This window comes from Shewanella sp. 10N.286.48.B5 (genome assembly GCF_002874355.2).
Taxonomy (GTDB): Bacteria; Pseudomonadota; Gammaproteobacteria; order Enterobacterales; family Shewanellaceae; genus Shewanella.
The window spans coordinates 2,941,764-2,964,641 of sequence record NZ_MCVG02000001.1 but is presented as its reverse complement, the minus strand read 5'-3'; the positions used below and the strand labels follow the sequence as shown (position 1 = coordinate 2,964,641).

Genomic DNA, 22,878 nt, shown 5'->3' with positions numbered 1-22,878 from the left:
AGAGCAAGCATGGATCAGGATTTTGCGCTAACACTACAAACTCACTATCAGAGCTTTAAGGTTAGCGAGCGTATTTTATTGTCGGGGCACTCTCATCAAGCTTGGCCTGATGAAGCAAAGCAGGGCTTAGTAAAGTGCTTTGATGATGCCGCAAAACACATAGATGAAAAATGGTCATTAGCCTTTGAAAAAGCCGACCGAGTACGTGACTTTTACCGTGGTTTATTGGGGGAGCCCCAAGCGCAAATTGCCTTAGGCGCTTCAACCCATGAACTGATCTTACGCTTTTTGTCCGACTTGCATTGCTTTAAACAGCCCCTTAAACGCCCGATTAAGATTGTCACTACAGATGGTGAATTTCACTCCTTGAGGCGCCAGCTGAGCCGTTTAAAAGACATCAATGTTGATATTGAAGTGGTTGAGGTGCAGCCAAGTGACACTTTAGCTGAGCGCATCATCAACAAGCTTGATAGCGATACCGATGCCGTAATGTTATCAGCAGTATTTTTTGGCACCAGTGAGATATTTAACGACGTTGGCTTGGTGGCAAAAGCGGCACAAGATTTAAAGATCCCTTGTTTGGTTGATGCCTATCATGCCCTTAATGTAGTGCCATTTAATCTCGATGCTTGGCAGCTCACATCGGCATTTATCGTGGCTGGTGGCTACAAATATTGTCAGGCAGGTGAAGGCAATTGCATGCTGCGCATTCCTGCAGATTATCAGGGCAGCCCGATTATCACTGGCTGGTATGCGGAATTTGAGGTACTTGATCACGTACCGGGGAAAGTGGGTTATGGCCCGGGTCAAAGCGCTTTTGCAGGCTCGACTTATGATCCCGCCAGCCATTACCGCGCCGCTGAAGTGTTTGATTTTTTTGAGCAACATAAGCTTACTGACATCAAGCTGAGGGCGATAAGTCAGCAACAAATTAGCGTTTTATGGCAAGGGATTGAAACTATGGGCTTAAGCCGTGACGTTTTAGCTTTGCCGTCACATAACATCATTGATAATGCTGGATTTTTGTCTTTAACCACCGCCAAAGCCAATCAGTGGGTTGTGGCGCTGGGGAAACAAGGCGTTTCATGTGACAGTCGCGGCAATCAGTTACGCTTTGGCCCCGCACCATACTTATCAAATGCGCAGTTATCTAATGCGCTGAATGCGATTGAGGACTTGGCTAAAAGCTTGAGCTAGTTTTTTACTAAACTTTTTTACTAAATTTCTGTTACTAAAGTTTTTTTGCTTAGCTTTTGCAGCGCTTGTCTGCTTAAAAGATTAACCAGCCATGCTACTTGGCTGGTTAATATTGAGGAGTTAATTTTGAGCGCTTCACTTTATTTACTGGGGAGTTAATGTTTACAGAGGCGTTATCGTTTGTTGAGGGATAAATTGTGACGAATAGCTTGTCGTATCTGGGTGTGAAGCTCGAAGACGCGGCTGAGATCATTTAGATTTAAGGATATGTTTTCTAACATGACCAAATCTACATTATATTCTGGGTAGTGGAGTGACATAGACAGGTAGCCAGATAAGTAGCCAGTATGGCTGTACTCTAAAATGCCATCTTCTTTATTGATCCTAAGCCCGTAGCCATAACTCATGTCCGGCCATAAAAATTTAATCTTGCTATGAGACTGTGTCATAAGCCCATAACTTTTTGGGCTGATAAACTTACCAGAATGTAATTTATGCTGAAATGAGGCAAAAGCTTTTGTGGATGCAATTAACCCTCCTGCAGGGAGAAGTGCTTCGTCAATCACTAAATCTGTAGCTGTAAGAACATCTGATTCATTTAGGCCGACAGCCAGTGAAGTCACTTTTCGTCGAATACTATCAATACTGCCCACTTCTGCATAAAGCTCGTCTAGCTTATTATTTTGTGAAAACTGCACAATCTGTTGAGCAAATGATTGTTGGTTTACCTGTTCGAGTAGTTGCCCTAAAAGAGAATAACCAAAGTTAGAGTATTGAAATTGACTGCCAGGTTCAAATTTATTGGGCTGGCCTAACTTGTCAACTCCAGAGGTGTGACTAAGGAGGTGATGTATGGTAATTGTTTCGTTATATCGTTTAGGATCAAAATGAGTTTTTTCGATTGAGCTCGACTCAATACTGTTGTGCTGTTTGGGTTGATTAGGGGCAGCCTCATCAAAAAGATAACTATTCAGTGAACCCTTTAAGTCTAGCTGACCAGCATCGACAGCTTGCAGAATCAAAGTGGCGGTAATTTGTTTAGAAAGAGATGCTATAACAAAGCTAGAACCTTGGGTAATTTCTTTGCCTTTTTGTAACTTGAGCAGTGGCTTACCATTTTCTAGTAAAATGACGCTGCCACTAAATGGCTGAGGTGAATCATCTATGGTGTCCTTGATTAACCTTGCTATTAATGTAGTTGTAATGCTGACTTTTTTAGGCGCTGTATTACCTAATAACGAGGAGGCATAGCCATAGCTTTGACTAGTTAGTAATAATAAAAAACAGATTAATTTGGTGGTGTTTACACAAACGGTCATTAGTTGTCCTTAACATTATTGGGCAGCATATTTTTTGGGGGTAACTATCTTGTTATCTCAACATTCAAATAAAAAAATCAGTTGCTTAACCTTAATTGCGAAGGCTGATTTTATTTTTCACTTTTTGCCTTAATTTTATATGCTCATCATTATGTAAAAATGATCGATGATAAAGCATCGAGATGGGCGCTTTATTCATTTTCATTGGGCAAGCAAGTAGCTTTACGCCTAGCTTTGTTGCAATCGCGGCAAGTCGTTTCGGGGTGATGGATATGGCATCAGTATGGGCAACATAGGCAAGCTGCGAGACTAGCGAAGTGGCCTCATGAGCAATATCTCTGGGTTTTGGCGCGTCACTTAATAGCATAAATAAGTTCGACTTTTCGCGCCTGACATTGATGGATACATGGCGCTCATTATAAAACTCTTGTTCAGTGATTGAGTCTACAATCCGAGGATGATCTTGTCTTACGGCAACCATCACTTCTTCTTCAGATACCTTTTCACTCACCACGCTTGGGTCGTTAATGGTGACAAAGTCTAATACCAAGTCGACCTTTCGATTTCTGATATCAGTAAAAATCTGCTCTTGATTCAGCGGTGGGGTATACACGTCAATGTCGAGGCTGGCTAAGTCATAAACCAATAAATCAGGGGCATAAATTTTATGGCCTACTTTAAATAGGGCTTCATAAACTAAATCTGACGCTGGCGCGAGTTTAGTCATCATGTAATTGGCATGGGCAGTAGGCTCAATAGAGCGGCCTTTGCGGATAAATAACGTATTAGCGATATCGGCTTCAAGTTGTTTTATACGCATACTCACCGCCGCCTGACTGATATTAAAATGCTCGGCAGCTTTAGTGTATGACTGTAATTCATACACTTTCATGAAGGTGTTTAGCAGATTCAAATCCATATTATGGCCTCTTTATTATAAGTCAGGCTTATGTTTAACATCACTTGTAGCTTATTCATCGTTGTCACAGCTTATATATAATACACCTATTGATGATATTTAGTCCCCTTAAACTGATATCTGGCTTTACTTTAAACCGAGGTGTTTATGAAAAAATCAATTATTACTACAGTAATTTTGTCTGTATGTTCTTCAGCTGTCGTGGCGCACGATCATGACCATAGCGCAGGCACTGATGAGCATGCGCTTACTACCACATTCGAATACCAAGGAAAGCCAGCCACCAAAGCGACGATTGCAGCCAATAAAGCTTTTGCCAAAACCTTAGACTTTAACAATACCAAGGGTTTTGAAGAAACCCGTAAAGGCTTAATCGCCGAATTTGATGAAACGACCGCAGCCATCATTTGGAATGACTATCGATTTTTAGAAGGCAAAACCCCTGATACGGTGAATCCATCATTATGGCGTCAAGGGCAAGTGAACCATAAGGCGGCAGGCTTGTATCAAGTCTCAGATAAAATCTTTCAGGTACGCGGCACCGACCTTGCCAATATGAGTCTTGTTAGAGGTGAAACAGGCTGGATTATTTTAGATCCGTTAACGACCCCAGAAGCTGCTGAAGCATCGCTTCGTTTTGCGTTAAACAACTTACCAGAAGACGGCGATTTACCTGTGGTAGCGATGATCTATTCCCACTCCCATGGTGATCATTTTGGCGGCGCGCGTGGTATTCAAAAAATGTTCCCTGATGTAGTGGCTTATGGCTCTAAAAACATCACCAAAGAAATAGTTGATGAAAACGTGCTAGCGGGTAATGCCATGTCACGCCGCGTGTCTTATCAATATGGCACCGTATTGCCAATTGGTGAAACCGGTATTGTTGATGCAGCGCTATCAAATGCGGTCACTAAAGGCGAGCTAAGCTACGTCAAACCAATTGAAACTAATCATAAAGCTGATATTGAGTCTTGGACTATTGATGGACTTGAATTTATTTTCATGAATGCGTCTGGTACAGAGGCGACCTCAGAAGCTGTGGCCTATATTCCAAGTATGAACGCCATTTGGGCAGCAGAGCTGACCTATAAAGGCATGCATAACATTTACACCTTACGCGGTGCGAAAACCAGAGATGCGCTACTGTGGTCAAAGAAAATTAATGAGGTGATCACTGAGTTTGGTGCTGAAGCGGATGTGTTATTTGCTGCGCACTCAGCGCCGATTTGGGGCAATGAAGATTTAAATGACTTTCTTAAACTGCAACGAGACAACTATGGCTTTGTTCATAATCAGTCGCTGCGTTTAGCCAATAACGGCGTAGTGATGCAAGACATTGGCTGGGAGATCCAAAACCTGATCCCAGAAACCATACAAAGTGCATGGCATACCAATGGATACCACGGCACCTATAGCCATAATGCCAGAGCGGTATATAATTTGTATCTTGGCTATTTTGATATGAATCCGGCAAACCTTAACCCACTGCCAACCCAAGCTGAAGCAGCTAAGTTTGTTGAATACATGGGAGGCTGTAAAGCGGTGTTAACCAAAGCGCAGGGCGACTTTGACAAAGGCGAATATAACTTTGTTGCCACGGCAATGAATAAAGTCGTAACCGCTTGCCCTGAGCTACAACAAGGCCGCGACTTACTGGCTGATACCTACGAGCAACTGGGTTATCAAAGTGAAGGCGCGGGCTGGCGCAACGTGTATTTAAGTGGTGCTTATGAACTGCGCCATGGCATTCAAGAAACAGTGTTAAAAGGCAATTCTGCTGATGTGATCAGTGAAATGGACATGGGGATGATTTTAGATTATCTGGCAGTGCAAGTTGATGCCAGTGTTGCCCAACACAATAGCTTTACCATGAATATCGTACTGCCTGATATTAACGAAACTTACTATGTTGAAATGAGTAACGGTAACCTCAACAACATCAAAGTGACTAAAAAGAGCGCTGCAGATGCAACCTTTACCATCAACAAAGAAGATGTTGATAAGTTTAGTTTACAGCAGGTGAGCATCGCGGAATTACTGAAAACCAAGCAAGCCAGTTTACAAGGCGATCAGACAGTAATTCAAAAACTCGCTAAGTCGCTAACCCAAGCAAACCCATCGTTTAAAATTGTGCCATAGGGGAACGAGTATAATCGATTTGTAACATTCAATGTTAAAGGCAGACGAGTTAGTTCACCAACAAAAAATCCCTAGCTATCTAAGCTAGGGATTTTTTCGCTTAGGCTGGCTTAAATGCTAAATATCTCTTGGTTAACTAGATGCGCATTAGTGAAACTATTATTTTATGGCGATTATTTAAGGTATGTATCATGGCAACATGCCTAATAATAAATTATATATTACGTTTAGCTAAGCATTGAAAACCCGAATTCAAATAATAACTGCACACTCTTAATTGAGGTATAGAGGAGGAAGAGAAAAGTACTTTTTATATATTTCAAAAATTTAATATAAAGATATTAATATTTTTATATTAAATTAATAAATATTGAGTGAATTTTATCGTTCACGATAACCTAGTTGTTATTTTTTAATTTATATGCGGAATTTTATTCTGTAATTTGTTTTTGTAATAGTTTTATTTTGTGTTTTTTTTCTAATGTACATGCTATTTACTGGGTTGTTGTCGGTTTGTGCTGAGTGTCTAAATTTGTGATTGTGATGTAAAAATGCGTTACTTTCCTGTGGTTTATATTTTTTTATTGTTGTAGTATGAAACCACGATTCAGGGAAGAGTTAAGAAATTTATTATGGAAGATCCATTTTTTATAATATTTGCCTGCGCCTTCTTCCTTGATAATTCTATTATCAAAGGAACTATCACGTGAAAAAATCTCTCATCTGTGCATTAATCTGCGTACCATTATTTACTGGCTGTGCTTCAACATCTGATAACGCTGCAACGCTTGATCGAGATCAAGCTGTATCAGAGCTTACTGTCAAAATGGATAACTTAGGCTATAACCCAGTAACTATTCAACCAGGCGTTGATGAGTTTTTGAATATGGCTGCAGCTATATTGGAGCGTCAACGTAAAGTTATTGGCGAATATAGAACACAAACTGAAAACTTTAGAGACGTGCAAGCATTTTTATATGCATATAAAGATGCTACGCCAGAAGAACTTAAACTCGCCATTGCGACGTTTGATGCTGGTGCAAAATCTGAAGCTGAAATGATTGAGCCAAAAATCACCGCTTATAGCCAAGCTAATGAAAATGTTTACAACCAAAATGTTGAGTTAACAAAGACTTTGATGTTAGAAATGGCTAAGTCTGCTTATATTTTATCTGAACATGGCACAGCAGTGGCTCAAGCAACTGCTGTTAAAGTAGGTCAAGATACATTAAATACTGTAAGTGGTTACTTCGGAAATAAAGAAGAAAAAGAAGAGGATCCACAAGATCTTGGCACTGCGTTATTAAAAGCCACGGATCAACTATCACTAGCACTAGAAGCTAATGAAATTATTGATTTAGAAAAAGAAACAATTGATGCAGTTAAACAGCTTCAAGAAGAGCAGGAAGCTAAAAGCTAATGATTAAAAGCCTATTTGCCTTTTTTATGGCAATTGCTTTTAGCACTTCTGTATATGCTTGGCCTGAGTGGGTAACGCATACACCGACCAAAGATGATTACATCATTGGTATTGGGACTGGCAGCGATCGTATCGCTGCCAGAGATGCGGCTTTAAGCGAGATAGTGGCACAATTAAGTGTTGATTATAGCGTTGAACAAACTCAGGTTATAACGACTAAAAACAGCCATGCAGAAAGTCAATTTACGCAAACGAGTCAGATGAGTAGTTTGCCTTTTACGCTTGAAGGTGTAGAGGAGTTAAAGGCTGCGCAAGTCGACACAGAAACCGCTTTATTGCTTGGAATAAAAAAATCGACACTCATCGCTAACTTAGAAAATGAGTTGGCTATTTTGTCCCGTCTGTCACCCCCTCCCTCAAATCCTAGCCTGAAATTTATTTGGGCGCTTCGTTATGATGAAACCCTCGATGTTGCCAATAAACGCTTAAGGGTCCTGAGCTTACTCAATGCTAGTAATAGTGGTTTTTATCAACAGCTTGAGGGTTTTATGGCGCATAAGCGGCAGGCATTTGATTCTGTGTCCTGCCAAGTCATCGCCAGTTATGAATTAGCTACGGTTAAATCAGTATTAAGCAGCGCACTTCCTCAAGGTGGTAATACGCCTTTGTGGGTCAAAGCTAATCTGAAATGGAAATACGCTAATCGTGGTGCTAAGCGCTTAGCCCAAGCCAATTTGTTGCTGTCGATTACAGAAACCAAGTCACCTTTTAGAGTATTACATCAGCGCAATGTTGTTGCCGAAGGCGTCGGTGCTGATTCTGCGATAGCTAAGTCAATTGCGCTGCAGCAGTTAGAAACACAAGTACAAGACCCTATCAGTAATTGGATGTTCGATAATTAGGATTTGTTATGAAATTTGTAAAATATGCTTCTTTTTCTCTACTCGCTTTAGCTGTGCTGGCGGGTTGTCAAAGTACTCCTGCACAGCAGACTCGCACAGATAAAGTCAGTAATCGAGCATCTAATGCGGAAGTGGCAAAAAGTGCTTACGAATTTAAAGACAGTGACATTCGTGTTCCGTCTTATTTTGATACTCAGGGTTTAGACCGCTGTAGTTTCGATGTAAACAATGAAAATGATGGCTGCCCACTGAAAAAACCTATTGTCCGGATGTATTTTGACGTCGCTAGGGTTACTGGTGAAGGGGAAGGGGTTGAAGCATTAAGTGCCTTTGAAGATCAGCAACTGTTAATGATGCTAGAGAATCAGTTTGCTGGCATTAATCGTTTTAGAATTGTTACCCGTGACGATAAAACTGTCTCACAAGAACAACAAACAGTTCTTGATCAGCAAGGGGCTAAAGCATTAGCTGAAAAAGTCAGTAGCCAGCAAGTGCTTCATCCAGATTACATCGTTAAATTAGATTCACTACGAACGGTTAAAAATGAAGGCAGTATCACCAGTTGGATGGATTACACCTTAGAGCTAACCAGTTCGGTGCTTAATCCTTACACTCGTGAAAAATTATCTCACCCTAATTTAGGCAAAATTAGAGTTAAATCTGAAGATGTGCGCCAGCGGTCTGAACTCAAATACGTCACTGCCAGCAATCGTTATGTGAGTGGCTTCCGTTATTTTGATAGTGCTCATGTTAATGCCGTAGTCAATGATATGGCTTCTCGTGGCATTGATATTTTATTAACGCGTATGCTGACAGAAATGCCTGCAACTACTCAGGTAATGGGTATAAAAGGTAATCAACTAAGTCTAGACCGCGGTCAAAATGCAGGTGTATTACCCAATGAAACCATGATTGTATTTAGCTATGAAGCAGGGTTTGTTGAACCTATTGGTGTTGCTCATGTGACTCCTTCTGCCAATAGTTCTATTGGCGAGATCATTCGCTGGAAAGATAATGACCTTGCGGATTCAATCAAGAAAAAAGCTAAAGGTGGAATTTATCGCCCTAATCCTAACAGTAAGGTATTTGCTGTTTCTGTAGGGACGCCACAAGGCTTTTTGGAGAAACGCACATGAGAACAATAGGCTTAAGTTTATTAGCCTTATTGTCTACGCCACTGGCGGCAGAGGTGAAGGTTCTCCCTGATGGCATGATGAAAACAACTGCCTGCGCTTATGGTCGTGGTAACTTGGCTATTTCTAGTGCTAAAACCCAAGCTGCGGCAGAGCTGGCAGCATTTATTAAAGGTAATAAAAGTTTAGCTATTACCGACAATAATCAGTTTTTAGGAGCATCGTTAGATGATGACACTGTGCGCCTTTATGAGCAGCAACGTAGTGACATTATTGAGGGGTTAAGTATGGGGGCTATTCCATTAAACACCTCATCACCTAGCTTAAGTGGTAATGATACTTGTGTCAGCGTTAGCTTGTCTTTGCTGGATATTCCTGCTCCTAGCCATCAAAACTGGGAAGAAGGTACTCAAAATATCAGTGTTACCGTGTCGGGTGAAGGTTGGCCTAAAAATGGCAAAACCGCTCGTCATCATGCTGAAATGGATGCTTTACAACGAGCTGTTTCACAGGTGGTTGGCGTGTGGTTAACCCAGCAGCACAGTCAGTCATCATTGATGAACTTACAGGTGTTAAATGATACTGAAACCACCCAAATGCAAGAGCTTATTGGGCAACAGTTATCCAGCCATAGCGAAGGTTTAGTTAAAGAGTGGCAGATTTTAGATAGCCAAAATATCGATAATGATGGTTTGCAAGTGACATTGCATGCGGTAGTTGAAAAAAAACCGCTAGTGCAGCAAGCATCCAAGCTTTTATCAGTAATAGGCTCGCCGCGGGTGAAAGTGATTGCGCCAGAGCCTTTAAAAACCGAATTAACCTTATGGTTAGGTGAGCAAGGTGTGGAAGTCGCTAACGTGGCTAGTTTAGTGGTATTGGCCGCTGCTGAGTTAGCGAATACCACCAATACCAGTCGATTACACCTCAATGTGAGCGTTCAAGATTTGAGCGGTAATATCTATGGCCACTGGAAAAATAACCCTGCGCTATTAGCTTTGCCCAGTGGTCAGCGAGTTGAACAAGACTTAATGTCAGTTCATCTTGCCCATGAACAACAAGCCCAAGATTTACAACAAGCGTTGCAACAGGCGTTTACTCAAGTTGTTGCTCGAGGCGGACTAGTCCGCCAAATATGGTTACCCCAATCCCAAATCAAGCAACCGCAAAAACTTCAAGCATTGTTAAGTACCTTGGGCGGAGTGTCTGATGTGACCATATATGAAAAAGATAACAACATTGTTGCTAGCCTGAGATATAAAGGCGCGACAGGTGACCTCGCTGATGCCGTGCATCAAGTGTTAACTACCACTGGTAACAGATTATCCGCCATCAGTATTGAAAATGATTTTACTCTTAGATATTAAAAAGTAAGGAAACTATTTTGAAATTAAGAATATTAACTCTAGCGCTTTCGCTTTCTATGCCAGCAATGGCGAGCGATGACTTTGATTTAACCGATATGGTGCCGGCAAGACCTGGTGCTGAACAGGTTGATAGCGATGATGTGCTCGTGCAAGGTGATGCCATCGTCGCTGATGATGCCAGTTTGGCGGTTGCGGTTGCACATCAAGCGTTGATTGAAAATGATGAAGACGGTGTCAAAATGATCCAGGTTGGTAGTGGAACAGGGATTTTGTCTATTGGTAGCGTCAGTTACACCACCTATGACAACCTCAATGCCACATTACTATCTAAGCGAGGCGCCTATAACCAAGCTTACTTGATCGCAAAAAAGCAGCTAATCGAAAACATGACAGGGGTTGATCATCAATGTAGTAATCTCGTTCAGACCAGTATGGATGCGATTGATACTGGCGTTGATAGTGTTGCCAATACACAAACAAAAATGATGGAAGCCTGTAAGGAGTCGATCTCAGGTTCTCTTGCAGGCTTCGTGACATTTGATGTGTATGACGATGTTGCAGCAAGTAATGTGCGTGTGAGTTTAATTTCTACGCCTAAAACACGTGCTCAAGTGCGTCAAAAGCATGGTGCAGTAGCGGTCACCACAGATCCTAATAGCATTTTTAAACAAGTTGTTAGCGATATCAAAGGTGGGGTGTTACCTCCAGTCGGCGCTAAAATCCTCACCCATGCAGAAACCGGTGAAGTTGTTGTTATGGGGTATGGCTCTGCGATTATTCGACAAAATAAAAATAAGTCTGTAGCCAATAAGTTACGCTCTGCAGCCAAGTCACAATCGCAAACCCGAGCTCGCTCAGCATTATTGGCAACCATGCAAGGTGAGAAAGTGTATTGGGAAGGTAGCTTTGATGAAAAGCAAATGGAAGGTTCTTCACAATTTCAATATGACGACCCTTACATGCAAGATCCTCAGCAAGTAAAAGTGCTTGAAAATGATCGTGAAACCTTTGTTAACCAATTTAAACAATCTGATGATTACTCGACACTAGCAAAGGGAACACTGCCTGCGGGTGTCAGTGTAAAAAGCTTTAGTAGTGAAGATGGTTACTGGCAGTACAGTATTGCAGTGTATTCACCAAGCCTTGAAGCTACAGCGAAAAAAGCCAATAAAGAGATGCAAGTGGGTGGGCAAAGTTTAAATGCCAGCGATAACTCAGCTCGCAAAATTAAGGCTGTTGGCGGTGTAAATAATAACGCGGCAAACCCACAAGCAGCTTCAGGCAAGGTATCGAGCACCGAGGAGCTTTAATGCTATCTATTGTTTTAGCTGCCTCGATTTTCTCTGGCGACATTTCCGTAGATAGTAGTGGTGTCGTTAGAGAAACTAGCCCTTTTTTTATTAGTGAGGCAAATGGTAGTAGCGCTAAAGTGGTGGCTTTAAAAACACACTCAAAAGCTGCTTTACAAGCAGCTTGTCGGCGTGCGTTAACGTTACCGCTACGAGAGCAAGTGCGCGCGGATTTAATGGCGCGTACGTCGCAAGTACTGCCAAAACCATTGAGTTTTATAGATGCCAATATTACGGATTATCAACAAGAAAAAACACACGATGGTTTGAATTGTGAAGGTAAGGTTAGTTCTAGTGATGCTTCATATAATATAGCCGGGCTGGCACTCACTGGCGCTTGGTGGGCAGCAGAAGACGGTGATATTGAGTTATTACGTGCGATGCTAAAGGTGGCGTTACAGCATAGGCGAACACAAGCCGATGCGGTGGCATTAATTGCGAGCCAAACTGATTTAGCATCAGCTTTAGCCTATTTAGACGAACATTTACACCCTGAAAAATTAACCCTAAACCAAAGTAAAATAGCCGTCGGGAAAATATGGTTAGCCGCTGAAAAATTTGATGAAGTGGTGAACTTAATGGGGGCCTGTGATGAGCCAGTCTGTCTGCAATTGCTTGAAAATGCAGAGGACAAATTACAACAAATTGAAGCTAGTCAAGCCGATGATTTAAGTAGTTATTTTTAATCACTAAGAACAATAAAGCCATATTGTAAAACGTAAAGGATAAAAATTTAGCGAATGAATGCTCAAGATATTTTAAATAAAAACACCGTCAATACCGGTGGCCAGCCCAAGAAAAAAGGCTTTTTTGCTCGAGTCGCTTCAGGCTTTTTAGTGCTGATGGTGGTGCTAATGGGCTTGGGTAATTGGGCTGACACCAAGCAATTACTTACAGAGGGTTATCAAGCATTCATTACTCATTTTACTCACCAGATAGAGGATAAAAGAGTAGCAGCTTTGGATATTGGTAATTATCTTGAGTTTGTGCAGCAGAGTGTGGGTATTCCTCAGGTGATTAAAACCTCGAATTTAGATCCCAATATCGAATATCGTTATTATAAAGATCCTAAATATCTGCTGACGCTAATTAACAAAGAGCAGCGCATTGTGGGAATTGTGCTACATAGCTTACAACATGAAAATCCGTTACTTGCTGAGTTCACCCCAGCAGTACCTTTTACTGACCACTTACTTAAAGCCAATACCATTGCAGATATAACAGCTGATTCAAATTTATTTTTTTATGATTATCAAAATGTGAGTTACTACCTGCAATCTAAAGAATTAGGGGCACAGGGAATGTACTTAAATTTGTTGGCCGGTTTCACTGAATATGAACAAGTTCAAACAAATGCCACTTTAACCTTGAATGAGCTTGAACATGCAACGTTAGAAGACAATTCTGCAGAGGTAAGCCAATTAACACAAAAACTAGCGGCTTATACTGCTAATTTTTATGGCATTTCTGAGATTTCACCGCAATATATTGCAGATTCATTGCTGACAAAGTATGAATTCAATGCTTACTTTTAAGGACATAGTCATGCGTAAACTACTGCTACCAATGATACTTCTACCGTCTTTGGTACTCGCAACAGATGCCTCTTTTGATGAGTTTAAAAAAGGCTGGAAACAGCAGCAACAGGATTTCAGCCAACAAAGACAGCAAGAATATGACACATTTAGGCAGCAATACTTGGCAGAATATGATGCATTTCGTGGCCAACTGCTAGAGCAATGGGCTGCACCTGCGCAAAGCTCAATTGAGCAAGAAATTGTTTATAGTGACGATTTAAACAGCAGGATTATTGTTAACGAACAAGCCAATACGTTAACCATAGAGCAGCTTGTTGGGGATGATCCTTTAACGTCAGCAGAACTGGATAAAAGCAATACAGCGACGTTAGTAAAAATCGTCATCGACAATGACGATTCTTTTGAATTGTTACAGCAAACAACGCCAAAAATGATTCAGCAACCTCAAGTCGAAGCATCTGAAATTTTGCTAAAACAACAAATTATTGTGCAGCATGAGCAAGTCGTAAATAGCTTTGAGGCTGACGAAAGGCTTACTGAAACTGAGCTAAAGACTAAGAAGCAACAGCTTGATAAGCAACAGCAGTTACGAGTTAAAAACCTTGAAAAACAAGTAGAGCAAGTTAAAAAGAAGGATGTGAAGTATAAGAATATACAGTCGTATACGATTGCGTTACCTGACGACTATTTATATAAAAAGGCATCACCATATTTGGATTCGTTTAATACACAAGCCAGTGAGCAGCGACAAGAACTGGCTTTATTGTTAGCAATCTCCCATGCTGAGTCATCATTTAATCCAGAAGCAAAATCCCATATACCAGCCTTTGGCTTAATGCAGATTGTCCCGAGATCGGCAGGAATGGATGTGGCTAATAAGTTGCTTCAACAAGAAGCTGCTCCCACCGCAAACGAACTCTATCAGCCAGAAACAAATATTCTCTATGGAGCAGGCTATCTTTCGATATTATCTGAGCGCTACCTTAAGGGCATTATTGATCCTCAAAGTCGAAAATACTGCGTTATAGCGGCTTACAATACCGGTGCAGGTAATGTCGCTAAGGCATTTAATGGTGGTAGCAATCGCAATGTTAAACAAGCATTAGGGAAAATAAATACCATGTCTAGTGAGCAGGTTTATCACACTCTAATGCAAGATTTACCTTATTCTGAAACTAAGAATTACCTTAAAAAAGTTCGTAAATTAGAAGAGCAATACCAAGCAAAATTACCCACATGGAATGGAAACAGTAAATTATGATGAAGAAACATTTAATGATCGCTAGCACCCTTCTTTTAGTTGGTGCATGTAGTAGCACTCAAGAGCCTCAGTCGACACCGCTAGCTGAAAATGACAGTGTCCCGAGTTGGGTATTGATGCCGACACATGAAACAGGCTTAGCATCTTCAAGCTGTGTTCAGTGGAGCGGTAATATGGCTGCAAGTAGAGCACAAGCGATTGCCAACGCACGTGCAGATCTAGCTGCGCAAATAAACACTAAAGCAATGGTGATGGATAAGCTAGTTAACCAACAGCAACAAGAAGATGACACGACTACAAGTAGTTCAAGCTTTGCACAAGTAAGCAAACAGATTGCTGAACAAAGTCTTGTAGGCGCAATACCAAAAGAAGTCGCTTTTGCTCGTATTGATGATCAAAAACAATTGTGTGCATTAGTCATTATGGAAAATACTAAGCCTTTATTTGACAAGTTAATTAAAGAGTCTGGTAAAAAGCTAGATCCTAACGATGAAGCCGTACTTTATTCTGAATTTAAAACTCAAAAAGCGATGAAAGAGCTAGAAGCTGAACTTTCATCTGCAAAAAAGCTTTAATAAGTTTGCTATAAAGTCACTACTTATGATTCATCAGAAATGAGTTTCACCTTACTCGGTGAAACTCTGAGTATCAGTAACGGTACAGATATTGGCTATAGCTTTTAACTGGATCCTATTAAGTAATAGAAGGTCTTAGAATGTGATATAACATCTAAGACCGTATTCTATTGTAAATTGGCATCGTTATCTTGCCCTGATTCTTGCTAGTAAACTTGTTAGATTGGAAAGGCGAGAAATTCATAGCACATGAAGCTGCGGAAGATAATAAAAGGATGATGTCAACTCAACAGCTAATGAAGTTCTTTGAAACTTCAATCATGGGTATGGCCGTAAGGATAGCTGATGGAAATCAGAGCGTACTAGATTTCACGAGAATGCTAAAGTGTACATGTAAAGAAGCGAAAACTTTGTCATGGCTCTTATGTCATTGCGTGTTCGTTCACTGGCGCATCTTGGGTCAGTCGTGACTACTTTTAACAAGGTCTGCCAGAAAAAGCAAAAAGCCGCCGCTTGGCCCGGGTTTTCGTCCACTGCGGCATTACTCAATCACTTATGCCCTAAATTGTCTTTAGAATCGATCCATTTCTATTATCACTTTCAGGTTGTTTGATAGCGAGATATCTCATCTGAAATGATTCAACTTTAGCATTTAAAGCGCTAGCTGGTTTAGGTGCTCTTTAACCAGTTCAATCATGGCCATTGCGGCAAAAGATAATGGCTTGCCTTTACTCCAAAATAAATTCATCTTCCAGCTTAAATTGGTATCAATAAGTTCACGCTGCACCACGCCTTCCAGTTGATAACGCTCGGCAATAAACTTAGGTAATAACATTATCCCAGTGCCTGCAGCAACCAGCGCTATGCCAAACTCAGGTTGATTCACTAAGATTGGGCTTTCTATGCTGATACCAGCCTGTTGATAAGCATTAATGACCATCTCATGCAGTGAAAACTCTGCTTCAAATAAGATATGCTCGCAGTTACCCAGTGCCTTGATGGATATTTGCGGCTGCTTTGCCAGCGGGTGCTGACTTGGCAGCACCACGACCATAGGCTCGGTATGAATTGCTATTCCTTCAAACTCTTGATTAAGCTCGATAATACCTGTTGCTAGCTCTATTTCGCCATTTTTTAATGCTAAGGTTTGTTGCACTCCACCGCGAACTAACAGCTGATTATTAATGTGTGGATAACGTTGCTGGTATTTGGCAATAATTGGCGCAAATAGCTCGGCGCTACCCAGTGGCGCTAAACCTAACTTTAATTCGCCTTTATCGAGTCCTTTAAGTAAAGCGATTTCATCAAACAGCGCTTGTTTGGTGCTGAGTAACTGCTGCGCATAGTCATACACCAGCTGGCCGTAGCTGGTAAGGGTTACGGCTGTGCCGCGTTTACCACGGGTGAGTAGCGTAAGCTCAAGTTCAGCTTCCAATTGGGTGATGGATTTTGACAGCGCAGGTTGGCTAATATGGATTTTTTCTGCAGCGCGATTAAAGCCACCACAGTTTACGATGTCGACAAAATATTGCAGCGTTTTAAGATCCATAATTACATAACCATTAGTTATCTATTTGGTAAATAATATTCATTATTTTTATTTTTATTGCAAGGGTAAAATAGCCACATCGAAACTAATTCAATCTGATGTGTTATGACTTCCTCCCTGCTGTTTGTAAAACGAACTTCCCATTTGCTGTTACAAGTGGCTTTTTTGTGTGGGTTAGCTTTTAGCGCCCAATACTTGGTTGAGCTGTTAGCGTTACCCATACCAAGTAGTGTGATTGGCCTGATTTTTTTGTACAGCCTGCTGGCATTTAAGTGGTTACCTGAGCGGTTTGTCGCGGTGGGTGCAATGTGGTTAATTGGTGAATTATTGCTGTTTTTTATTCCTCCGGTTATCGCCTCAATCCATTATGCTCCTATGTTTGAAGAGTTTGGGGGTAGTTTGATGTTCACCTTAGTGCTGGGCAGTATTTCAGTGTTAGTGATCACCGGCTTTGTTATTGATAGGGTATTTAGATTCGAGCGCCGTAGAAACCGAGCAAGGCGCAACAGAGCGACAAAAATGTTAGCAGATGCAGCGCTGGCAACGTCAGATACGGTGGGAGTTTAATATGCAGTTTCTTAGCTCATTGACCTTAATGACGTCGCCATGGATGACATCACAAACCGCTGCGCTGATATGTCTTTTAGCGACTTTAGTGGCTTATTTTAGTAGTAAGTTTTTGCACCGACATTACCATTACTGGTGGTTATCACCGATTATTTCAACTCCGGCGAGTTTAATGGTATTGGTAGTGATTTTTTCAGTGCCGTTACCTACTTATTTTGTTTATAACCATTATCTTAGCGCTTTGCTTGCGCCAGCAACTATTGCCTTTGCGCTGCCGATATACCGTGAGCGTAAATTAATTAGTCGTTACCCATTAACAATTAGCATTGGGGTGATCACTGGGCTGTTAGTGGGGCTGCTATCTTCATGGTTGATAGAGCAGTTTATTTATTTACCGCCTGAGTTATCAAACAGCTTATTGGTTCGTTCAGTATCAACCCCATTTGCTATTGAGGCAACTACCGCATTTGGCGGTGCACCTGATTTAACTGCAACCTTAGTATTAATTACTGGGGTGCTAGGCATGTTACTTTGCGGCCCTGTATTTAAATTAGCCAAAATTAAAAGCCCATTGGCAAAAGGTGCAGCTTTAGGCGGCGCTGCCCATGGTGTGGGCGCGGCCAAGGCGGCTGAGATTGGGCAAGAGGAAGGGGTGGTTGCCAGCCTTACTATGATATTTACCGGTATTGCTATGGTGATTGGTGCCCCGTTATTTGCTTATGTTTTAGTGTAAATAAGCCACTGTCCTATGATTGCTTTTTAAGCAAGGTTACCGCATATTAAATAGCCACAATGGTTTTGATTGTTATTCTCATTTATTTAGCTAAATGCTGCTATGGGGCTAATCATCAAATTGATAAAACCATCGCTGCTGACTTATTACGGGTAACATGATGAAAAACAATAATATTCCACAAGAAGCTTTTGATTGGTACGATGAATACGCCCATGGCGGCATGGACCGTCGTACTTTTATGAAAAAATTAACGGGGTTGGTGGCGCTGGGCTATTCAATGACAGTGTTAACCACTGCCTTATTACCTAATTATGCCTTAGCCGAGCAAGTGTCATTTAACGATAATGACATTAAAGCCAGTTATCAGAACTTTGCTTCACCTCAAGGCCATGGCGAAGGCCGAGGCTATTTAGTGTTACCTACCCAAGCTATAGACAATCCTAATAGTAAATTCCCTGTGGTACTGGTAGTACATGAAAATAGAGGCTTAAACCCTTACGTTAAAGACGTGGCCCGTAGGCTGGCTAAAGCAGGGTTTATTGCGTTTGCGCCCGATGCCTTGTTTCCATTAGGGGGCTACCCCGGCAATGACGATGAAGGCAGAGCCATGCAGCGCACCCTTGATCGTGAAAAAATCCAATATGATTTTGTTGCCGCTGCTAAGTTTTTAAAATCGCATCAGCAATCTAATGGCAAGCTGGGTGCGGTAGGTTTTTGTTTTGGTGGCTATATGGTGAATTATTTAGCCGCGATAGAAAGCGATCTGATTGATGCTGGAGTTCCATTTTATGGCACGCCAGCCGCAAAAGCTTTACGGGTAAATATTAAAGCGCCACTGATGATCCAATTGGGTGAGCTTGATAAACGGGTTAATGCGTCATGGCCAGAATATGAAGCGGATTTAAAAGCGGCCAATGTCGATTACGTTATGCACATGTATCCCAATGCTAATCATGGTTTTCATAATGACTCTACCGGCCGTTATGATGAGAAAAATGCTGAACTTGCTTGGTCAAGAACCGTGGCATTTTTTGAAGCAAGACTAGCCTGAGTTGAGCGCTAAGCTGTGTGTGGGCATGTGTTAACTTGCCCACCTGCTCAGTGCTATTTTTCCAGAGTTCAGAGTCAGGTGAACTCTTTGCTGGGTTATCTTATCGGTTTGCATATTTTATTGGCAGTATATCCAAGCTATTCACACTCAGCTTGAATACATACTTGCCACAAATTGGCGTTATTTGACACTTTTTTAGATTAAACTAGCCTGGCTGATGGCGAAGGTGTTGTTATCTTCTATACTTTTATTATTCAGTGTTTTGGCTGCAAAGATAAAAAGTAGTTTTAGCGGTTTAAGTCGATTTTAATATCAGGGAAGAAGAGCAATTTTTAGATTCTAATAGCTTTAGTTATATTCCCCTCCCTGCGATGGCAATGCCGTTTATTTCTTAATCTCAGTACCAATAAATTCATGGTTTAAGTACAGCATTTAGCACCCTTTATCGACTGTTAGCGCTAAGGTTTACTGCATGTGGTTTGGTTTATTATCGCTCAGAAATTGTATCTATGCTTCGATGATGCGTCGTGCAGCAGTTGTGTGTGTGCTATTTGTCTTAGTGACTTTGTTAATCGTAAGCGTATCTAGCTCGTTCGCTGCTGCTTTATCTGCCCCCTTATCAGAGCCTAAATCTGAGCCTTTAGTTGAACGCTCTGTAAAAACCTCAGCACAGCTCAAAATAACCCAAATATCAGAATCGTTATCACTAGCGTCAACAAAAGCAGTGGATATCGTATATTTGCAGTTACGTTGGCATCATCAATTTCAATTCGCCGGCTATTATGCTGCGTTAGAAAAGGGTTTTTATCAAGAAGAAGGTCTTGAGGTTCGTTTGCTTGAAGGCGATCCGCAACGCTTACCGGTAGCCGAAGTGTTATCGGGTAATGCTTTATATGCAGTAGGTAACAGTGAGGTGCTATACCATCGCCTTTTAGGTGAACCACTTATTGCTTTGGCTGCTATCTTTCAGCATTCACCATCTATCTTGTTGACGTTAAAAGAGTCAGGAATACGCTCTGCCCATGACCTTATTGGCAGAAGAGTGATGCTGGCGAATAAGGGTAAAGATGCAGGCTTTTTGACCATGTTAGTTAATGAAGGCATTTCCTTGTCACAGCTTGAGATCGTCCCCAGCAGCTTTCAGCTTGATGATTTAATCACGGGCAAGGTGGATGCTTTTAACTCTTATATTACCAATGAACCCTATGTACTTGCTCAAGCTAATGTCCCCTATGACATTATTGATCCAGTAAGCTACCGAGTTGATTTTTACAGTGATATTTTTTTCACTACTGAAGCTGAGTTAAATAATTATCCAAAACGTGTAGCGGCAATGAGGCGAGCGACCCTCAAAGGTTGGCGCTATGCCATGGACAACCCTGAAGAAATAGTCGATATATTAATGGCTAAGTATCAGGTTAATAAAACCCGTGAGCATTTGCTCTATGAAGCTAATGCAATGCAAAACTTGATTCTGCCTAATTTGATCCAAATTGGGCATATGAACTCTGATCGCTGGCAACATATGGCAAATACCTTTGCTAAGGCCAGTGTGGTCAATGATATTCGTCACCTTGATGGCTTTATTTATAATGATAGCCCTACATCAACTCCTAACTGGCTCTACCCGGTATTATCCATAGCGCTTTTTTTGGTGGTTTTAGCCAGTAGTATCACTCTCTATATGCACTTGTTTAATCGACGTTTGGCAGAGGCTAAAACGACTTTACAGCAAAGTGAGGAGCGCTTTAGGGCTCTTAGCGAAGCAACCTATGGCGGTATTGTTATCCATGATCAGGGCCGTATCCTTGAGTGTAATAATGGTTTATCCACTATTACTGGTTTCAGTTACTCAGAGCTCATTGGTATGGATGGTTTGAAATTAATCGCGAAAGAGTATCTTGAAACGGTAAAAATAAGAATGCATCAAGATGATAGAAATAGTTTTGAAGCTGAAGGCCTTCGCAAGGACGGAACACGATATCCGCTAAGCATTAAGGGAAAAAATATTACTTATAAAGGCTGTAATGCACGAGTTATTGAAGTTATTGATATTAGTAATAATAAAAAAATTGAAGATCAACTTAAACTCGCAGCCAGTGTTTTTACTCATGCCCGTGAGGGCATCATGATCACCGACATTAATGGGGTTATTATTGATGTTAACGCCACTTTTAGCGCGATTACCGGTTATGAGCGAGAAGAAGTCATTGGCAGAAACCCACGTTTTTTAAACTCAGGTAGGCACAACAGCGAGTTCTTCAACAGGATGTGGGCATCGTTATTACAACATAAGCAGTGGTCAGGCGAGCTGTGGAATAAGCGTAAAAATGGCGACATATTTGCCGAGCTAATCACCATTAGTGCGGTTACAGATTCCGAGGGGCAAACCCAAAACTATGTCGCACTGTTTTCAGATATCACCTCAATGAAGCGCCATCAACAACAACTAGAACACATTGCCCATTATGATCCGCTAACAGGGTTAGCCAATCGGGTAATGCTGGCGGAACGACTGGATCATGCAATGAGTCAGAGCATCAGACGCGGAAAATTTTTAGCCGTGGCTTACCTTGATTTAGATGGATTCAAAGCCGTTAATGACACCTATGGCCATAATGTCGGTGACGAGTTGCTAATTACTTTGTCGCAGTTAATGAGCGAAACTCTGCGAGATGGAGACATTCTGGCCCGTATTGGTGGTGATGAATTTATTGCTTTACTGGTGGATTTAGAAAGCATGCACGATTGTGAGTTGGTTCTAGAGCGGATGCTAGAGGTAGCAAGTTGTCCGATTAAAGCTGCTGGAGCCATTTTGCAGGTGTCTGCCAGTATTGGCGTTACCTTGTACCCTCAAGATGGTGTGAGTGCAGATCAACTGATACGCCATGCCGACCAGGCCATGTATATAGCTAAACAAAGTGGCAAAAACCGCTATCACCTGTTTGATGTCAATAAAGACAAATCCTTACAAAGCACCCTTGAGGTGATTGATGATATTCAGCGGGGGATTGAGCAAGATGAGTTTGTTTTATATTACCAGCCGAAAGTGAATATGAAATTAGGCACTGTGATCGGTTGTGAGGCGTTGATCCGTTGGCAGCACCCAGAGAAAGGCTTGCTATTACCTGGGGAGTTTCTTCCTTTTATTGATAATCATTCCATCAGTGTCACTTTGGGAGATTGGGTTATTGATACCGCGCTTTCACAGATGTATTCATGGACCCTTGCTGGCTTTGATATTGCTGTCAGCGTTAATATTGACGCCTTACAATTACAACAAAAAGATTTTACTGCCAAACTCTCAGCAGCATTAGCGCAGCGACCGTTGATTAAACCGAGTTCATTGGAGCTTGAGATACTAGAAACCAGCGCGCTGGGGGATATGGGGCAAGTGCTGGCGACAATGGAGCAATGCATTAATATTGGCGTCAGCTTTGCACTTGATGACTTTGGCACAGGGTTTTCATCACTCACTTACCTTAAACGTTTACCTGCCAACCTACTGAAGATTGATCGGAGTTTTGTCAAAGGCATGCTGATTGATATTGATGACCGCGCCATTGTGATGGGGGTGATTAGTTTATCGCGGGCTTTTCATCGCCAAGTTATTGCTGAAGGTGTTGAAACCATCGAACATGGAACCCAGCTATTGTCTATGGGCTGCATGCTAGCGCAAGGTTATGGTATTGCACGGCCAATGCCTGCTGAGCAATTACCAATGTGGGCAGAGAGTTGGAAGCCTGATAGCGCTTGGCAGTAATCAAGAAAATACAGAATAGGAATGAGAAGGTTAAGTAAGCGAAGGGTAAAGGTCAGTGGGGCACTCGAACCCCACTGTTATTTGTCTTTTGTTTAC

The 22,878-nt window shown here is 41.6% G+C and carries 18 protein-coding genes; 15 read left to right on the top strand and 3 right to left on the bottom strand.

What is annotated here, in order from left to right; translation table 11 throughout:
• Positions 1 to 9 precede the first annotated feature (9 nt).
• Positions 10 to 1,197: a kynureninase gene (locus tag BCU57_RS12755; protein ID WP_102440443.1), complete on the top strand. Its 1,188-nt coding sequence runs from the start codon at positions 10 to 12 to the stop codon at positions 1,195 to 1,197.
• A gap of 173 nt (positions 1,198 to 1,370) precedes the next feature.
• Here BCU57_RS12755 and BCU57_RS12750 read toward each other — a convergent pair whose 3' ends face one another.
• Both BCU57_RS12750 and BCU57_RS12745 read right to left on the bottom strand, forming a co-directional pair.
• A complete protein-coding gene (locus BCU57_RS12750) occupies positions 1,371 to 2,516 on the bottom strand; it encodes a serine hydrolase domain-containing protein (protein WP_102440444.1) in 1,146 nt (381 codons plus the stop codon).
• A 91-nt stretch (positions 2,517 to 2,607) separates the two neighbouring features.
• Positions 2,608 to 3,435, bottom strand: a complete 828-nt coding sequence (locus tag BCU57_RS12745) for a LysR family transcriptional regulator (RefSeq protein WP_102440445.1) — start codon at positions 3,433 to 3,435, stop codon at positions 2,608 to 2,610.
• Positions 3,436 to 3,582: 147 nt separating this feature from the next.
• On the opposite strand from BCU57_RS12745, the gene BCU57_RS12740 reads away from it, so the two are divergent.
• From BCU57_RS12740 to BCU57_RS12695, 10 genes are all read left to right on the top strand, one after another.
• The gene (locus tag BCU57_RS12740) at positions 3,583 to 5,574 is read left to right on the top strand and encodes an alkyl/aryl-sulfatase (protein WP_102440446.1); all 1,992 of its coding nucleotides are present in this window, start codon (positions 3,583 to 3,585) and stop codon (positions 5,572 to 5,574) included.
• Between the two features lie 706 nt (positions 5,575 to 6,280).
• Positions 6,281 to 6,994, top strand: a complete 714-nt coding sequence (locus tag BCU57_RS12735) for a hypothetical protein (protein ID WP_413211434.1) — start codon at positions 6,281 to 6,283, stop codon at positions 6,992 to 6,994.
• On the top strand, positions 6,994 to 7,896 hold the full coding sequence (locus BCU57_RS12730) for an LPP20 family lipoprotein (RefSeq protein WP_102439146.1): 903 nt from the start codon (positions 6,994 to 6,996) through the stop codon (positions 7,894 to 7,896). The genes BCU57_RS12735 and BCU57_RS12730 overlap by 1 nt, the downstream gene beginning before the upstream one ends.
• An 8-nt stretch (positions 7,897 to 7,904) precedes the next feature.
• Positions 7,905 to 9,032: a hypothetical protein gene (locus tag BCU57_RS12725; RefSeq protein WP_102439145.1), complete on the top strand. Its 1,128-nt coding sequence runs from the start codon at positions 7,905 to 7,907 to the stop codon at positions 9,030 to 9,032.
• Positions 9,029 to 10,393 (top strand): hypothetical protein, encoded by a 1,365-nt coding sequence (locus BCU57_RS12720; protein ID WP_102439144.1) that lies wholly within the window; start codon positions 9,029 to 9,031, stop codon positions 10,391 to 10,393. The genes BCU57_RS12725 and BCU57_RS12720 overlap by 4 nt, the downstream gene beginning before the upstream one ends.
• A gap of 17 nt (positions 10,394 to 10,410) precedes the next feature.
• Positions 10,411 to 11,703 (top strand): hypothetical protein, encoded by a 1,293-nt coding sequence (locus BCU57_RS12715; RefSeq protein ID WP_102439143.1) that lies wholly within the window; start codon positions 10,411 to 10,413, stop codon positions 11,701 to 11,703.
• On the top strand, positions 11,703 to 12,428 hold the full coding sequence (locus BCU57_RS12710; protein WP_102439142.1) for a hypothetical protein: 726 nt from the start codon (positions 11,703 to 11,705) through the stop codon (positions 12,426 to 12,428). The genes BCU57_RS12715 and BCU57_RS12710 overlap by 1 nt, the downstream gene beginning before the upstream one ends.
• Positions 12,429 to 12,482: 54 nt before the next feature.
• Positions 12,483 to 13,277 (top strand): ETEC_3214 domain-containing protein, encoded by a 795-nt coding sequence (locus BCU57_RS12705; RefSeq protein WP_241901118.1) that lies wholly within the window; start codon positions 12,483 to 12,485, stop codon positions 13,275 to 13,277.
• 10 nt (positions 13,278 to 13,287) lie between these two features.
• Positions 13,288 to 14,541, top strand: a complete 1,254-nt coding sequence (locus tag BCU57_RS12700) for a transglycosylase SLT domain-containing protein (protein WP_157936439.1) — start codon at positions 13,288 to 13,290, stop codon at positions 14,539 to 14,541.
• Positions 14,538 to 15,116, top strand: coding sequence for an LPP20 family lipoprotein (locus BCU57_RS12695; RefSeq protein ID WP_241901119.1), 579 nt, complete (start codon positions 14,538 to 14,540; stop codon positions 15,114 to 15,116). The genes BCU57_RS12700 and BCU57_RS12695 overlap by 4 nt, the downstream gene beginning before the upstream one ends.
• Before the next feature lie 652 nt (positions 15,117 to 15,768).
• On the opposite strand, the gene BCU57_RS12690 is transcribed toward BCU57_RS12695, so the two are convergent.
• Positions 15,769 to 16,665, bottom strand: coding sequence for a LysR substrate-binding domain-containing protein (locus BCU57_RS12690; protein WP_102439137.1), 897 nt, complete (start codon positions 16,663 to 16,665; stop codon positions 15,769 to 15,771).
• Between the two features lie 105 nt (positions 16,666 to 16,770).
• Here BCU57_RS12690 and BCU57_RS12685 point away from each other — a divergent pair, with 105 nt between their 5' ends.
• The 4 genes from BCU57_RS12685 (at position 16,771) to BCU57_RS12670 (ending at position 22,782) form a co-directional block, all read left to right on the top strand.
• On the top strand, positions 16,771 to 17,232 hold the full coding sequence (locus tag BCU57_RS12685) for a CidA/LrgA family protein (RefSeq protein ID WP_102439135.1): 462 nt from the start codon (positions 16,771 to 16,773) through the stop codon (positions 17,230 to 17,232).
• Between the two features lies 1 nt (position 17,233).
• Complete coding sequence (locus BCU57_RS12680) at positions 17,234 to 17,965, top strand: LrgB family protein (RefSeq protein WP_241903533.1); 732 nt, start codon at positions 17,234 to 17,236, stop codon at positions 17,963 to 17,965.
• A gap of 157 nt (positions 17,966 to 18,122) precedes the next feature.
• Positions 18,123 to 19,019 carry a dienelactone hydrolase family protein gene (locus BCU57_RS12675; protein ID WP_102439133.1) on the top strand — a complete coding sequence of 299 codons (897 nt, stop codon included), beginning with the start codon at positions 18,123 to 18,125 and terminating at the stop codon, positions 19,017 to 19,019.
• Positions 19,020 to 19,491: 472 nt separating this feature from the next.
• Positions 19,492 to 22,782 carry an EAL domain-containing protein gene (locus BCU57_RS12670; protein ID WP_102439131.1) on the top strand — a complete coding sequence of 1,097 codons (3,291 nt, stop codon included), beginning with the start codon at positions 19,492 to 19,494 and terminating at the stop codon, positions 22,780 to 22,782.
• The last annotated feature ends 96 nt before the right edge of the window (positions 22,783 to 22,878 follow it).